General features: G+C 61.8%; 15 protein-coding genes. 8 read left to right on the top strand and 7 right to left on the bottom strand.

Annotation, left to right across the window (positions count from 1 at the left end; translation table 11 throughout):
• Positions 1-38 precede the first annotated feature (38 nt).
• Positions 39-1,667 carry a fatty-acid--CoA ligase gene (locus ASC80_RS11095; RefSeq protein ID WP_056296777.1) on the bottom strand — a complete coding sequence of 543 codons (1,629 nt, stop codon included), beginning with the start codon at positions 1,665-1,667 and terminating at the stop codon, positions 39-41.
• A gap of 64 nt (positions 1,668-1,731) precedes the next feature.
• Between ASC80_RS11095 and ASC80_RS11090 the strand changes: the two genes are divergently transcribed.
• A complete protein-coding gene (locus ASC80_RS11090; RefSeq protein ID WP_082512527.1) occupies positions 1,732-2,688 on the top strand; it encodes an extensin-like domain-containing protein in 957 nt (318 codons plus the stop codon).
• Positions 2,689-2,743: 55 nt separating this feature from the next.
• Here ASC80_RS11090 and ASC80_RS11085 read toward each other — a convergent pair whose 3' ends face one another.
• Together ASC80_RS11085 and ASC80_RS11080 are read right to left on the bottom strand one after the other, a co-directional pair.
• Positions 2,744-3,427 carry a L,D-transpeptidase gene (locus tag ASC80_RS11085; protein WP_056296773.1) on the bottom strand — a complete coding sequence of 228 codons (684 nt, stop codon included), beginning with the start codon at positions 3,425-3,427 and terminating at the stop codon, positions 2,744-2,746.
• A gap of 281 nt (positions 3,428-3,708) precedes the next feature.
• The gene (locus ASC80_RS11080; protein ID WP_056296769.1) at positions 3,709-4,395 is read right to left on the bottom strand and encodes a L,D-transpeptidase; all 687 of its coding nucleotides are present in this window, start codon (positions 4,393-4,395) and stop codon (positions 3,709-3,711) included.
• A gap of 326 nt (positions 4,396-4,721) precedes the next feature.
• On the opposite strand from ASC80_RS11080, the gene ASC80_RS11075 reads away from it, so the two are divergent.
• Positions 4,722-5,699, top strand: coding sequence for a magnesium transporter CorA family protein (locus ASC80_RS11075; protein WP_056296766.1), 978 nt, complete (start codon positions 4,722-4,724; stop codon positions 5,697-5,699).
• Here ASC80_RS11075 and ligD read toward each other — a convergent pair whose 3' ends face one another.
• Positions 5,700-8,438, bottom strand: coding sequence for a DNA ligase D (ligD, locus tag ASC80_RS11070; RefSeq protein ID WP_082512526.1), 2,739 nt, complete (start codon positions 8,436-8,438; stop codon positions 5,700-5,702).
• A 79-nt stretch (positions 8,439-8,517) separates the two neighbouring features.
• On the opposite strand from ligD, the gene ku reads away from it, so the two are divergent.
• Positions 8,518-9,387: a non-homologous end joining protein Ku gene (gene ku, locus ASC80_RS11065; RefSeq protein ID WP_056296761.1), complete on the top strand. Its 870-nt coding sequence runs from the start codon at positions 8,518-8,520 to the stop codon at positions 9,385-9,387.
• A gap of 7 nt (positions 9,388-9,394) precedes the next feature.
• On the opposite strand, the gene ASC80_RS11060 is transcribed toward ku, so the two are convergent.
• Entirely contained in the window at positions 9,395-10,150 is a 756-nt protein-coding gene (locus ASC80_RS11060; protein WP_056296758.1) for an SDR family NAD(P)-dependent oxidoreductase, read from the bottom strand.
• Between the two features lie 40 nt (positions 10,151-10,190).
• Positions 10,191-10,829 carry a pyridoxamine 5'-phosphate oxidase gene (gene pdxH / locus ASC80_RS11055; protein ID WP_056296755.1) on the bottom strand — a complete coding sequence of 213 codons (639 nt, stop codon included), beginning with the start codon at positions 10,827-10,829 and terminating at the stop codon, positions 10,191-10,193.
• Between the two features lie 16 nt (positions 10,830-10,845).
• On the opposite strand from pdxH, the gene ASC80_RS11050 reads away from it, so the two are divergent.
• From ASC80_RS11050 to ASC80_RS11040, 3 genes are all read left to right on the top strand, one after another.
• A complete protein-coding gene (locus tag ASC80_RS11050; protein WP_056296752.1) occupies positions 10,846-11,361 on the top strand; it encodes an RT0821/Lpp0805 family surface protein in 516 nt (171 codons plus the stop codon).
• A 97-nt stretch (positions 11,362-11,458) separates the two neighbouring features.
• Positions 11,459-12,454, top strand: coding sequence for a DnaJ C-terminal domain-containing protein (locus ASC80_RS11045; protein ID WP_056296750.1), 996 nt, complete (start codon positions 11,459-11,461; stop codon positions 12,452-12,454).
• Positions 12,455-12,535: 81 nt separating this feature from the next.
• Positions 12,536-12,838 (top strand): hypothetical protein, encoded by a 303-nt coding sequence (locus tag ASC80_RS11040; protein WP_056296747.1) that lies wholly within the window; start codon positions 12,536-12,538, stop codon positions 12,836-12,838.
• A gap of 107 nt (positions 12,839-12,945) precedes the next feature.
• Here the strand turns inward: ASC80_RS11040 and ASC80_RS24555 are convergent, their stop codons facing one another.
• On the bottom strand, positions 12,946-13,077 hold the full coding sequence (locus tag ASC80_RS24555) for a hypothetical protein (protein ID WP_283805045.1): 132 nt from the start codon (positions 13,075-13,077) through the stop codon (positions 12,946-12,948).
• An 827-nt stretch (positions 13,078-13,904) separates the two neighbouring features.
• Here ASC80_RS24555 and ASC80_RS11035 point away from each other — a divergent pair.
• Both ASC80_RS11035 and ASC80_RS11030 read left to right on the top strand, forming a co-directional pair.
• Entirely contained in the window at positions 13,905-14,441 is a 537-nt protein-coding gene (locus tag ASC80_RS11035; protein WP_056296744.1) for an REP-associated tyrosine transposase, read from the top strand.
• Between the two features lie 188 nt (positions 14,442-14,629).
• Entirely contained in the window at positions 14,630-14,989 is a 360-nt protein-coding gene (locus ASC80_RS11030) for a PRC-barrel domain-containing protein (RefSeq protein WP_056298739.1), read from the top strand.
• Positions 14,990-15,114 lie beyond the last annotated feature (125 nt).

Raw genomic sequence — 15,114 nt, 5'->3', positions numbered from 1 at the left:
GGCCGTCTTGCGAGGCGGCGAGACTGCGCCTTCGATCGTCAGGCGGCCGCGCTGGGCAGGGTGTAATCCTTGAACTGGTCGCGCAGCGCTGTTTTCAGGATCTTGCCGGTGGCGGTGTGTGGAATGGCGTCAACGAACTGGACGTCGTCGGGCATCCACCATTTGGCGATCTTGCCGTCCATGTATTGCAGGATCTCCTCCCGGGTCGCCTTCTGTTCCGGTTTGAGCTGGACGATCAGCAGCGGCCGCTCATCCCACTTCGGGTGCGCGACGCCGATGACGGCGGCTTCGAGCACCTTCGGATGGCCGACGGCGAGGTTCTCAAGGTCGATCGACGAAATCCACTCGCCGCCCGACTTGATGACGTCCTTCGAGCGGTCTGTGATCCGCATATAGCCGCCCCCGTCGATCGTGGCGACGTCGCCGGTGTCGAAAAAGCCCTTATCGTCGAGAATATTGGTGTCGACGCGGTAATAGGCCTTGGCCACCGATGGGCCGCTCACCTTGAGGCGGCCAAACGTCTTGCCATCCCACGGCAATTCCTTGCCGGCGTCATCGGTGATTTTCATCTGCACCCCGAATGGCGGATAGCCTTGGGTTTGCAGAATGTCGAGGGCGGCGTCGCCGGTCAGATCGGAGAACGGCGGCTTGAGCGCGCCCACCGTTCCGATCGGGCTCATCTCGGTCATGCCCCAAGCGTGGCGAGGCTCGACACCCATATCCATGAATGCCTTGATCATCGAACGCGGCATCGCCGATCCGCCGCAGATGACGACCTTGAGGTCGGGCAATGTCTTCTTCTCGGTTGCCATGTATTGCAGCAGCATCAGCCACACCGTCGGAACGCCGGCGGTATAGGTGACCTTCTCGGTCGAGAGCAGTTCATACACCGACGCGCCATCGAGCTTGGGTCCAGGCATCACCAGCTTGGTGCCCATCGTTGGCGCCGAGAAGGCGATACCCCAGCTATTGGCGTGGAACAGCGGGACAACCGGCAGCATCACGTCCTGCGCGCGAGTACCAAGGGCGTCCGAGTTGTTCGCCATCAGCGCATGCATCACGTTCGAGCGGTGCGAATAGAGCACGCCCTTCGGGTCGCCGGTGGTGCCGGAGGTGTAGCACATCGCGGCCGCGGTGTTTTCGTCGAACTCCTTCCAGGTGAAATTGCCATCGACCTCCGCGATCCAGTCCTCGTAGGCGATCGCGTTCTTCAGCGTGGTCTGCGGCATGTGCGCCTTGTCGGTGAACACGACGTAGCGTTCGATCGACGGCATCTTGTCCGCGATCTTCTCCAGCAGCGGCACGAAGGTGAGGTCGGTCATCATTACGCGATCCTGCGCATGATTGACGATCCAGACGATCTGGTCGGGGAACAGGCGCGGGTTGACGGTATGGCAAATGGCGCCGATGCCCATGATGCCGTACCAGGCTTCCAGATGACGCCACGTGTTCCACGCGATGGTGGCGACGCGGTCGCCGAGCTTGATTCCTTCCTGATCGAGCTTCTGACCAACTTTCAGCGCGCGCGCTCGAATTTCGGCGTAATTGGTCCGATGTATGGGACCTTCGACGGATCGGGTGACGACTTCCTGATTGCCATGTATCGCTGCCGCATGGTCGATAATCCGATGACACAGCAAGGGCCAGTCTTGCATCAATCCGAGCATTGAATGTCTCCTCCTCAAAACAGCTTTCTTGTTCGCGTTGTTTGGCGGTCCGCAAGGGATCTGTATGAACTTTAGCGCGCCCACCGCTGCCCGCAAATGGTCTTATCGTCGAAAGGCCTGCGGTATAAGGACGTTGCCGATAATTGCGACAGCGCTGGCGCTGCTTTTAACCACGTCGGTATTTGCTGTGGCGGTGCCGCTGCCGCGTCCTCGTCCGCCGGGAGCGCCGCACGCGGTGCCCCCGGTTGCCGCCGATCAGGCCCCGCCAGCAGCTGAGGCTGCCGTCCAGCCAAAGCCGCCCGAGCCGTCGGCATGCCGCCTCGCATTGACCGATGCGATTGCGGTTGCGCCGTCCGTGCCCTCCGTTGTGGGACCGGGCGGTTGCGGCGGGGACGACCTGGTACGGCTCGAAGCCGTCGTGCTGCCGGACGCCCGGCGCGTGGCCGTCAAGCCGGCGGCGATCCTCCGCTGCATGATGGCGACCGCGATCGCAAACTGGGTGCGTGAGGATGCTGCGCCGCTGCTGGCCGGCCTCGGCACCGAAATGACCGAACTGGATAATTTCGATTCCTTCGAGTGCCGCGGCCGCAATCGCGTCAAGGGCGCGAAGCTGTCAGAACACGGCAAGGCCAATGCGCTCGATGTGCGCGGGTTCAAGCTGGCGGATGGAACTGTGCTGTCATTGACCGATCGCACGGTCGCGCGCACGACGCGCGAAAAGGTGCTGATGTCGGTCTGCAGCCGTTTCTCGACCGTACTCGGTCCGGGCTCGGACTGGTATCACGAAGACCATATCCATCTCGATCTCGCCGAGCGTCGTAACAACTACAAGATCTGCCAATGGGGCGTGGACGACCCGTCGCCGAAGGTTGCGCCGTTGATGCCTGTGGAACGGCCACAGGATGCCCCGCCGCGCGAAGCGGCTGAGAAAGCCCCCGAACCGGCGGTATCCGAACCGGCAGCCAGCGATGCAGCCGAGGAGCCCGCGCGGGCAAAATCCGGCAAGCGCGGCGCACGGTAGCGGCCGTAAAAAAAGCGCCGGTAAACCGGCGCTTTTTGATCTGCGATGAACAGGCCTAGTCGACCATGGTGGAGCCGCCCTGCAGCGCCATCTTCGAGTTGAAGGGCGAGTCACCCTGCTTGGGATCGAGCACCACAACCACCGAGCCCGGCTTGACCCGGTCATAGAGGTCGATGACGTCCTCGTTGGTCATGCGGATGCAGCCGGACGAAATCGACGCGCCGATATATTCCGGCTGGTTGGTGCCGTGAATCCGGAACAGAGTGTCGCGATTGCCCTGGTAAAGATACAGCGCGCGGGCGCCGAGCGGATTATCCGGGCCGCCGGGCACGGATTGCGGCAGACCTTCGATGCGCTTGTGGATGTCCGCGGTTGGCGTCCACTTCGGCCATTCCTGCATGTTGCCGACCCGGGCGATGCCGGAAAATGCCAGGGCTTCCTCGCCAACGGTCACGCCGTAGCGGATGGCCTTGCCGCCATCCAGCACGTAATAGAGATAGTGATTGTCGGAATCGACGACGATCGAACCCGGCGTTTCCTTGCGATGGTATTTGACGATCGCGCGGCGGAACGGCGGAGCCACCGGGACCTTCTCGTAGCGCGCCTTGGCTAAAAGCTCCTTGTCGCGCGGCTTGAGGCTCGCTTCCGGTGCCTTCTCGAAGGTAGCGGTGGTCTGCATGCAGCCGGCAAGCATGGCGCCCGCAAGCACGATGGCGATCTTTGACCCGAACGACGACATTCCCAAACCCTGACAAACAAAATTCAGCCGATGCGGCTTGCACCTAAGCCCGAATGACTTTCAATTTCGTGACTTCGTTTTGCCCGCAATCCGTTCTCTTTTCCACCGTTCCGTGCCCCATTTTGCCATGCAGCAAGCTCGCTGTGACTTTTGAGCCGCAGATCGGTCGTCGCGCGCGGGTAAATGCCTACGCAGGAGGCGCGGAGGCAGACCAAGGCGGTCAAATAGGGCGAGGGAAGAGAAGGGGGCCGGGGCCAATGACGAATCGCTAGGCGAACCGCCTACTGGATGAAGGTGGTGGCGGCCCCACCACGCAGCGCCATTTTCGGCTTGAAGGGTGAGTCGCCCTGCTTGGGTTCGAGCACCACCACAATGGCGCCCATCTTGACCTTGTCATAAAGGTCGATGACGTCCTCGTTGGTCATGCGGATGCAGCCCGACGAGATCGAGGCGCCGATATATTCGGGCTGGTTGGTGCCGTGGATCCGGAACAGGGTGTCCTTGCCGCCGGAATAAAGATAGATCGCCCGCGACCCCATCGGGTTGTCGGGGCCGCCCTTGACGAAGGTCGGGACGCCGAGGCGCTCGATTTCGCCCTTGGTCGGGTGCCAGTCCGGCCATTCGTTCTTGGCGCCGACCTTGGCGATGCCGGACCACGCCATCGCCTCTTCGCCGACGGTAATGCCGTAGCGGATCGCCTTGCCGCCATCGAGCACGTAATAAAGGTAGTGGTTATCGGAATCGACCATGATGGAGCCGGGCGCCTCGTGACGATGATAGTCGACGATGGCGCGGCGGAACGGCGGTGCGACGGGGGTTTTGGCGTAGGAGACCTTCGACAGATACTCCTTGTCGCGGGGCTTCAGATTTGCCTCCGGGGCTGCCTGATAGGTGGCTGTTTGCATGCAGCCCGCCAGCATGACGGCGGCGGCCAGAACAGCAGCGAATTTCGGGACAAGGGACGACATCGGGGATTCCAGGCGCGGCGCTAGGTCACATGGCGTTTGCGGCATGATTCTGCCAGCCGCTCATCTTTATAAACCGCAAATCATCCTGTAATTCCAGTATTCAGGGCTCGGCTTCGGCAAGGCGGCGGCGACCTGTGACTTTGCTGCCGCAGTCCGGACTGACGGGCTGGTCCATTGACCGACTTCCAGCCCGATTCCGGGCCCGGACGGAGTGATCTCCGGCCAGCAACCACCGTGTCGTCAGCCCGTCGCGGAAGGCTTGCAAGAATCGAATGAATTTGCGTTTTGGCACGAGGTCGTCATCGTGCCCGTGACGGAGTGTCCTTATGCTGTCGGTTTTTGCCCCCACGGCCACATCGCTGAAGAAAGTCGAGGACGTCGATCTCGATGCGCTTCCAGCGAATGCGGTGTGGATCGATCTCAAGTCGCCGGAGCCGGGCGAGGACAAGGCAGTCGAGAAACTGGTCGGCATCGAGATTCCGACCCGCGAGGACATGCAGGAAATCGAGATCTCCTCGCGGCTCTATATCGAGAACGGCGCGCGCTACATGACCGCGACGCTGATGTGCGCCACCGACAGCGGCAATCCGCGGATCACGCCGGTATCGTTCATCCTGACCGATCACCGGTTGGTGACGGTTCGGTATGATGAGCCGAAGCCGTTCATGCTGGTGGCGGCCAAGCTCGGCCGGTCCTGCGCGGCCAACATCACCGGCGATTCGGTGCTGCTCGAACTGCTTGACGGCATCATCGACCGCTGTGCCGACATTCTGGAGCGTATCGGCGGCGACGTTGATGGTGTGAGTTCTGACATTTTTGAACCGTCCGCCGATCGCGGCCATTCTCGCAAGTATTCGCAAATTCTTCTCACCATCGGGCGCAAGGGCGACCTCACCTCGAAGGTCCGCGAGAGTCTGGTATCGATCGGCCGCGTCATTTCATTCCTGACTGTCGAGACCGACACGGCCGGGCGCTGGAGCAAGGAGCAGAAGGCGCAATTCAAGACCTTGCAGCGCGACATCCAGTCATTGACGGATCATGCGTCGTATCTGTCGAACAAGATCACCTTCGTGCTTGATGCGATGCTCGGCGTGGTCAATCTCGAACAGAACAACATCATCAAGTTGTTCTCGGTGATGGCGGTGGTGCTAATGCCGCCCACCCTGATCGCTTCGATCTACGGCATGAATTTCAAACTGATGCCGGAACTGGATTGGCCGCATGGCTATCCGATGGCACTGATCATGATGCTCTTCGCGGCGATCTTTCCCTACATGTTCTTCAAATGGAAGAAGTGGCTGTAGCTACTTTCCGATTTTCGCGATTGCCGCTTTCAGCGGCCGGGCCGCACGATCGTAGTCCGCCCACGCTTTCGATGTCTTCAGCAACGCCGGTACGGTGCGCACGGTATATTTCATCGGGTCGAGATCGCTGCGCACCTGCATCCAGGTCAGCGGCATCGAGACTGGCGCTCCGGCGCGGGCGCGGGGCGAGAGGGGGGCGACCGCCGTCGCCATCCGGTCGTTGCGCAGATAGTCGAGAAAGATCTTTCCCTTGCGCTGCTGTTTCGACATGTTGAGCAGATAGCGCTCCGGGCTGTCGGCGGCCATTTGCTGGCAAACTTTCTGTGCGAAAGCCTTCGCCGTTTTCCAGTCGATCTTGTCCTTCTTCGCATCCTTTAACGGCGCCACGACGTGTAATCCCTTGCCGCCGGTGGTTTTGCAGAACGTCTCAAGCCCGAGCTCCTTGAGCCGGTCGCTCATCTCGCGTGCGGCATCGACAACGGCATTGAATGCGACCTCGGGCGCGGGATCGAGATCGAACACCAGCTGGCCCGGCACGTCCGGTTCGTTCGGCGCGCAATTCCACGGGTGGAATTCCAGTCCGCCGATTTGCGCCACGGCGATCAAACCTTCGGCACGATCGATCTGGAGATACGGCTTGCGGTCGCCGGAGACTTTTTTGAGATCCAGCAGCTTCGACATCCCCGCCATGGCGTGGCGCTGGAAGAATGTTTCTCCGTCGATGCCGTCCGGCGCGCGAATGATCGAGCACGGCCGTCCCTCGATATGTCGGAGCATCCAGCCGCTGACCGACTCGAGATATTGCGCCAGATCGCGTTTGGTGACGGGCTCGCCGTCACCACCGTCAGGCCACATCGCCTTGTCCGGCTTGGAGATAGCGACGCCCATCACTTCGGCGCTGCTGTCTGTTGATTTCGCGGTGCGTGTCACGCCGCGCACTTTCGATCCGGACGCCTCGGTCGCGTGTGACCGGTCTTTCTTGCCCGGCTTGGGCGCGGCAATCCCGGCTTTCACAGGCTTGTCCACTGTGACCTCCCTGGCGGATTTGTCCTTGCGCAGTCCTTTGAAGGCAGCCTGCCGCACCATGCCGTCGCCGGTCCAGCCGGCGAACTCGATCTCGGCAACGAGCGTGGGCTTGAGCCAGTGGATCTCGGAGGTTTTCTTCGGGGCGTTGGTGCCGCCGAACGGATTCGTCGACGATGCTGCAGCCTTGAGATCGGGCATGATACGTTTGATGACGGCCTGTCCGTACCCTGTGCCGACAACGCCGACATAAGCGAGATGATCGCCGCGCGGCACGCCGGCCATCAGCGAGCGGAATTTTCCGCCGTTGTTTTTCCAGCCGCCAATCACGACTTCATGGCCCGCCCGGCATTTCGCCTTGGTCCAGCTTTTGGAGCGGCCCGAACGATAGGGTGCGTTGAATTTTTTCGATACAATGCCCTCGAGCGAAAGCTCGCGGGCCGATTGGAGGATCGCATCGCCACCGGTCTCGAAGTGCTCGACGTAGCGGATCACACCGTCGGGCTTGCGCTTGCCATTGAGTAACGTTTTCAATCGGCCCTTGCGCTCCGATAACGGCAAGCGGCGAAGGTCTTCGGTCTCGCTGAACAGAAAGTCGAATGCGAAGAAGATCAGATCTCCGGTTTTGCCATCGGACAGTGCCGCCTGCAGCGACGCAAAACTCGGCGCGCCGGTGTGATCGAGCGCAACGATTTCGCCGTCAAGAATGCCGTCCGGCAATTTTTCTGCGGCCTTCGCAATCGCTGCAAACTGGTCCGTCCAGTCGAGGCCCTTGCGCGTGCGCAGGGTCACGTTGCCGTCCGCGATCCGCATCTGGATGCGATAGCCGTCGAATTTGATTTCATGTATCCAGCCTGCCGCCGCAGGTGGGCGCTCAACCGACGTGCAGAGTTCGGGCTCGATGAAGTCGGGAAGGGCGCCGACGCGGTGCTCTTTGTTGGGAGCGGTCTTCCGTCCTGTCTTCTTTCCGCTCTTTCGAGCAGTGACTTTCCGCCCCGGCGATTTCCTTTCGTCGGCGGCGAGTCCCGTGCTGGAATCCCAAACCTGATCGGCTGCCGCTGACGATTTTCTCAGCATGAACGGTTTCGGTGCGCGACCCTTGCCCTGCGCTATTTGCTTCATCGGGCGTCCTGAGGCGACCGATTTATCGTCGTCGAGGATCGAGTTCGCCTTGCCTTCCTTCGCGTACTTGTCGCGGTGCTTGATCAGCAGCCAGTTGGTGCGCTTGCCGCCTTTGCGGTCGTGCTTCATTCGCACCAGCACCCATTCGCCGTGCAGCTTTTCTCCCTCCAGCGCAAACTTCAGGTCGCCCTTCTTCAGCCCTTTTTCGGGATCGTCGGACAACCAGTAGCCGCGATCCCATAACTGCACGGTGCCGCTACCGTATTGTCCTTTGGGAATCGTCCCTTCGAAGTCGCCGTAGTCGAGGGGGTGATCCTCGACTTCGACCGCAAGGCGCTTGTCTTTGGGATCGAGCGACGGACCGCGAGTGATGGCCCATGATTTGAATACGCCGTCCATCTCGAGCCGCAGGTCGTAGTGCAGGCGGGTGGCGTCATGCTTCTGGATTACGAACCGCCGCAGCTTCGACGGTGCGACTTTTGTCTTGCCGCTGGGCTCGGCGGTTTTCGTGAAGTCCCGCTTGGTGCGATAGGTCGAGAGATGCCTGTCGGTCACAAATCTGTTTCCCGTATTGGGAATAAAAGGAGAACACATCGTTCGACGATGCCGCAGGAACGAAAACTGTCTGTCCCGGTTGAAGTTCCATCGTGGAGTATGCGTAGGAGAGCGTCCGATGTTGCCGCGTGCCTATTGGAAGGGATCGCTGAAGCTGTCGTTGGTGACGTGCCCCGTCGCCCTCTATCCGGCCTCGACCTCGGTCGAGAAGATCCGCTTTCACATGATCAATCGCGAGACCGGAAACCGGCTGCGCCAGCAGATGGTGGATGCCGAGACCGGTGATGTGGTCGAGAAAGATCAGAAGGGTCGTGGCTACGAGGTCAGCAAGGGTGAGTACGTCCCGATCGAGAAGGAAGAACTTGAAGCCGTCCAGATCGAAAGCAATCACACCATCGTCATCGATAGCTTCGTGCCGCGCGACGAGATCGACCGGCGCTATCTCGATCATCCTTATTACATCGTGCCTGATGGCAAGGCGGGGCTCGATGCTTTTGCCGTGATCCGCGATGCCATGAAGGACAAGGATCGCGTCGCGCTGGCGCGTATCGTCCTCACCAACCGCGAACACATCGTCGCCATCGAGCCGATGGGCAAGGGCCTGATCGCCACCACGTTGCGCTATGCCTATGAGGTGCGCGACGCAGACGACTTCTTCTCGGACATCAAGGATCCGAAGATCTCCAAGGATATGGTCGAACTGGCCTCGCACATCCTCGAAACCAAGGCCGCGCATTTCGAACCCGACAAATACGAAGACGAATACGAGACCGCGCTGAAGGATCTGGTCAAGCGCAAGGCATCCGGCAAGACCATCAAGGAGCCGGCGCGCGAGGAGAAGCCGAGCAATGTCGTCAGCCTGATGGACGCGCTTCAGCAGAGTCTGAAGGGCAAGACGGCGCGCGCACCGGTGCGGCGGACGCGCAGTTCGCCGCCGCGGGCAACGAAAAAATCGAGCCGCTCCACCGCGCGTCGCAAGGCAAGCTGATCAAAAATCAGACGTGCTGGCCGCCGTTGATGTGAATTTCCGCGCCGTTCACATAGGACGACGTCTCGGTGCACAGCACGTAGACGATCTTCGCGACCTCGTCCGGTGTGCCGAGCCGGCGCATCGGAATCTGCTGATGCACGATCTTCTCGGTGCCCGGTGACAGGATCGCGGTATCGATCTCGCCCGGCGCGATGGCGTTGACGCGTACGCCGACCTGTCCGAAATCGTGCGCCATTTCGCGGGTCAATGATGCCAGCGCCGCCTTCGACGTCGCATAGGCTGAACCGGCGAACGGATGAACGCGCGATCCGGCGATCGAGGTGACGTTCACCACCGAACCCTTCACGGCTTTCAATTCGTTGATAAGACCGCGTGCCAGCATCACCGGCGCAAGGAAGTTGACGCGAAAAACTTTCGACCACGTGTCCATGTCGGTATCGATCGTGCTCATGCGCTTGCCGCCGTCGCCCTTCGGCGAGATTGCAGCGTTGTTGACCAGCGCGTGCAGCTCACCACCGTCCAGCCGCGAGCGGATTTCCTGAATCGCGCGCTCGGTGTCAGCGAGATCGGACAGGTCGACCTGGATATGATCCTCCGGGCCGGCGTCCCACGGGCACTGTTCGGGAAACGGATGGCGCGAACAGGTGATGACGCGCCAGCCGGCGCTGGAGAAACGGATCACCGTGGCGTGGCCGATGCCGCGGCTGGCGCCGGTCAGCAGCAATGTGCGGCGGGGTGTGTTCGGCGGGGCAGTCGTCATAAAGGCGATGTCTCTCTCAGGCGCGAACGCGCGAATGGGATCAGGGATAAAGCCGCGTCTTGCCCCAGGCGGCGTCAGCGCCGCGCTCGAACAGGATGCGATCGTGAAGGCGGAACGGCCGGTCGTGCCAGAACTCGATGGCCTGCGGCGCAATGCGCCAGCCGCTCCAGCCCGGCGGGCGCGGCACATGGCCAAGCCCATATCTGGCGGCGGTGAGGGCGATCGCCTTTTCGAACGCCATCCGGCTTTCCAGCGGCTGGCTCTGCTTGCTCGCCCATGCACCGAGTTGCGACTGTTTCGGCCGGGTGGCGAAATAGTCGTCGGCCTCGGCCTCGCTGACCGGAGTGACGGCGCCGCGGACGCGGACCTGGCGGCGCAACGACTTCCAGTGAAACAAAAGCGCGGCCTTGGGATTGGCGGTCAACTCCCGGCCCTTGGCGCTGGCGATGTGGCTGTAGAACACGAAGCCGTCGGTATCGAACCCCTTGAGCAGCACCATCCGCACGTCGGGCAGGCCGTCGGCATCGACGGTGGCAAGGGCCATCGCATTGGGATCGTTGGGCTCGGATTTGGTCGCCTCCGCGAGCCATGCGGCAAAAAGGGCAAAAGGCTCCGGGCTTTCAGTGAAATCACCGGAAATTAACTCACTTGAGTCTTTGATGGTGCTTGGGCCGTTCATGTCTGGAGTACCCGAGTTGCGTCCACATACGCCCGCCAGCGGCGCGCCGAGCCCCCTATATAGGGCACACCGGGGCGCGGGCCTATCACCGATCCGCGGCGCTGCCACGGCGGCTGCGATCGTCGCCCTCGGGCTGGCGGCGGGCGGCTGCAGCTTCCGGCTCGGCTCGGTGTTCGACACCAAGAAGGCGGAGGCCGCCGATATCACCGGCTCGATTTCCGCCCCCATCGTCCGGGTCAGCGACGACACCAATCTGACCGACCGCGATCTCGCGCTCGCCCGTAATGCGGCGTCCGATGTCCTGACACGCGGCGGCAAGGACGTCAGCCAGCCATGGGAAAATCCGGAGACCGGCGCGCGAGGGTCGGTGACGCCGCTGGCCACCGCCTATAGCGACGACGGCAAGACCTGCCGAGACTTCCTGGCGAGCTACGTTCGCGGTACCAATGAGGGCTGGCTACAGGGCAAGGCCTGCCAATCTGCCCGCGGCCCGTGGGAAATCCGCGATATGAAACCGTGGAAGCGGTCCTGAAACCGGCAGAAGCCGTTGTGAAAATGCCACGTTCACCCCAAATGAAGGGCGCGGGCTGTCCAGCCCCGCACTGAGTTCCACGAAGGAGACCTGACGAATGCGCGACCCCTATGAGGTCCTGGGGGTGCAGCGAAGCGCAAGCGCTGCCGAGATCAAGAGCGCATTTCGCAAGCTCGCCAAGAAACACCACCCCGACGCCAACAAGAACGACGCCAAGGCAGCCGCGCGTTTCGCCGAGCTGAATTCGGCTAACGAAATTCTCGGCGACGAAACCAAGCGCAAGCAGTTCGACCGCGGCGAGATCGACGCCGAGGGCAAGCCGCGCTTTCAGGGCTTCGAAGGCGGCGGTTCGCCGTTCGGGGCGCGGGGCGCACGCGGTGCGCGCGGCGCAGGCGGCAATCAGAATTTTGAATACACCTTCCGTCAGGCCGGCGGCGAAGCCGGCGGTTTCGGCGGCGGCGGCTTCGAGGACATCCTCAAGAGCATGTTCGGCGGGCAGGCCGGCGGCCCTGCCGGCATGGGCGGGCGCGGCGGCGGCACCACGTTCGAGTACGACACCCCGATCGCGGCCGATCTCGACGTCAACGCCGCCATGAGCGTGTCGCTGGAAGAAGCGGCGAAGGGCGCGCAGAAGCGTGTGCGCCTTCCCTCCGGCCGGGAACTCAACGTCAAGATTCCCGTGGGCGTCACCTCCGGCCAGCAGATCCGGCTGAAGGGGCAGGGTGAAACCGCGCTCGGCCATCGCCCCGGCGATGTGCTGATCACGGTGACGATCGCGCCGCATCCGTTCTTCAAGATCGACGGCAACGATCTGCGCGTCGAGCTTCCGATCACGCTCTATGAGGCCGTGCTTGGCGGCAAGGTCCGGGTGCCGACGCTCGGCGGCGCGGTCGAACTGTCGATCCCGAAAAACACCTCGAGCGGCCGCACCTTCCGCCTCAAGGGCAAGGGGCTGCCGAGCAAGGGCACACCCGGGGACCTGTTCGTCACCACCCGCATCGTGCTGCCGGACGGCCATGACGCCGAGCTGGAAGCGCTGATGGAGAAGTGGCGCACCACGCGGCCCTACAATCCGCGCAGCGATCTCGGCTGATTTTCGCGCCGTTTGGCCAGTTTCCCCGGCCTATCCCCCTGTTCGGGTAGCATTTTGCTCAAAAATGCCTATATATTGGGGATGAGCAAAAACCCGACCAAAATACAGAGCCCCGAACAGCTCGCGCGCACTGAAAAGCGGCGTGTCGCCGCCATTGAAGGTGCCAAGGCGCTGGCGGATTTTGACAAGGACGCTGTCGCGGTTCGCAAGAACATGGAGCGCCTGCGCGCCCTGCGGCTTGCCAAGGAGGCGGAAGAGGCTGCCAACGCGCCACCGCCTGCGCCGAAGAAGCGCAAGGCTGCCGCGAAGAGCGGCCCCAAGGAGACCGCGCAGAAGCTGTCCGAGTTTCTCGCGTCCCAGCGCGACAGCGGCCGGGGGACGTAAAAGGCCGCCTGTCTGCACGGGTCACCACTTGTTCTATTGTCATCACCGGCCATAGCCGTTTGAAGAAGGGTGTCGTTTTCGCACGCCTGTGGTGCCGGTGATCCCGCTTAGGCGTCGTTTCCGCCGGATGTGTCCCGGCAATCCATCTCCTTGGCTTCATGAAGAACGATGGATGCGCGGGTCGAGCCCGCGCATGACAGTTCGCGTGTGTTGAGCGCGCGGCGCTCTCTTGCTGTCATGGCCGGGCTTGACCCGGCCATCCCGCTTATGGACGCACGGTGCCCGCCTTGTCGGGATCACCGGGACAAGCCCGGTGATGACAACCCAATTCCGGGTCGTCCCCGCGGGGACGACGTCGAACAAGACGATCGCTCGTCGCGCGTCTCTCGTTCCAGATTCAATTTTCAAACAGCAGATGCACGTTCGCGATCCCGCGGCGCGAATGCGCCCGGGGTGTGACCCGGGCTTGGGGCTTGCCCCCATTCCCGGCAGACTCGCATTCCTGCCCTCGAACAATGAGGGCGCGCGGAACGCCGGATGCTCGAACGCATCCGCAGCCTCGTGCGCAAAGTAAAAAAGCACACGAGCATGGTCACCACGGTTACGCCGAAACATCCGGCGTTCCGCACGCAATGGTTTTAACGGCTTGCTGCGTGATGACCCCCGGTGGCCGGTGCTGATTACACCACCGTTCCGCTGCTACCGGATGCTGCCTCCGCCTTAGCGGGAGCGGCATCCTGCCTCTTGGCGCAAGCCGATGCGCCGGGATGACACGCCTTGGGCCGTACGAGACCGGTGTGGTCGTCATCGCCATCGGCGCGCAGCTTTGTCCGGCAAGCCGGAGAGCGTCACGCGCGTCACGGCGATCGAGCACCGATCGCGTCCACCGCATCCCGCCTCGCGTCTTGTGACGATCGCGAGCCGCCCCTCAAAGTGAGACGGGATGAGAGGAATATAGTCCTATAAAGGGCGGATGTCAAGATTTTGCTGATAATGGTTTCTTTGAATAAGATTCAGGGACGTAGCCCCGGATGGAGCGAAGCGTAATCCGGGGTAGGCTCGCGCAATGGTTCGATATCGACGCAATCTCGTTCCGGGCGGGACATTCTTTTTCACGGTGACGCTACAGAATCGGCGTGCGCCATTGCTTGTCGATCATGTCGGATTTCTGCGCGAAGCATTTCGCCGCGCGCGCGACGAGCAGCCATTCACCATCGACGCGATTGCCGTGCTGCCGGATCATCTTCACGCGATCTGGACGCTGCCGCCGGGTGATGCCAATTTCTCCGGACGATGGAAGCGAATCAAGAGCGGCTTTACGCGAAACGCGGTGAGAGCGGGTGTATCCGCGTCGCAGAATGCGCGTGGAGAATACGATCTGTGGCAACGGCGCTTCTGGGAGCATACCATTCGCAGCGATGCCGATTTCGAGCGTTGCGCGAATTATATCCACTTCAATCCGGTCAAGCATAAGCTGGTGTCCGCGCCGGCGGATTGGAAGCTTTTGTCGGTGCACCGGTATATCCGGGATGGAATTTTGCCGCGCGACTGGGGTGGCAACGGCATTGCAGTCGACGGAGATTTCGGCGAGCCGGAAGATTGATGGATCGTAGGCCGTAGCCTGCATGAAGCGCAGCGAAATGCAGGTAGATTCTGTTGACGTCCCGGATTGCGCTGCGCTCCATCCGGGCTACGCCGACGACACACTGCGCTATAGCAAGTCTTTCCTCATGTTCCATCGGAACATGAGCGAGCCTCGCACGTTGTCTCTTTGAAATGGAGGACCATGCAATGGCGACTGAAATCAAGGAAACCCACAATCTGATCGGCAGCGACAAGGTGGACGGCACCGCGGTGTACGGCGCCGACGGCGAGAAGATCGGTTCGATCGAGCGGATGATGATCGACAAGCTCAGCGGCAAGGTGTCGTTCGCCGTTCTCAGCTTCGGCGGCTTTCTCGGCATTGGCGACGATCACTATCCGCTGCCGTGGCAGTCGCTGAAATACAACACCGATCTCGGCGGCTACCAGACCATGATCCCGTCCGACAAGTTCAAGACCGCGCCGAAATACGCCAACGATTCCGCATGGGACTGGTCCGCGGATCGCACGCGCGGCGTCAACGATTATTACGGTTCGCTGGTCGCCTGACGATCTTGAAGCGTGAGAGTTGCGAAACCCGGTCCGGCATCTGCCGGGCCGGGCTTTTGCTGTGCGGATGCACGGCAGGCATGAGGCTGTGACGATTGTTGGCGGCGGGGGCGGCAGCTATAAGC

Origin of the sequence: Afipia sp. Root123D2 (assembly GCF_001425835.1) — a bacterium.
GTDB lineage: Bacteria > Pseudomonadota > Alphaproteobacteria > Rhizobiales > Xanthobacteraceae > Afipia.
Note: the sequence above shows the minus strand (reverse complement) of the source record. Positions and strands in the feature narration are given on the sequence as shown.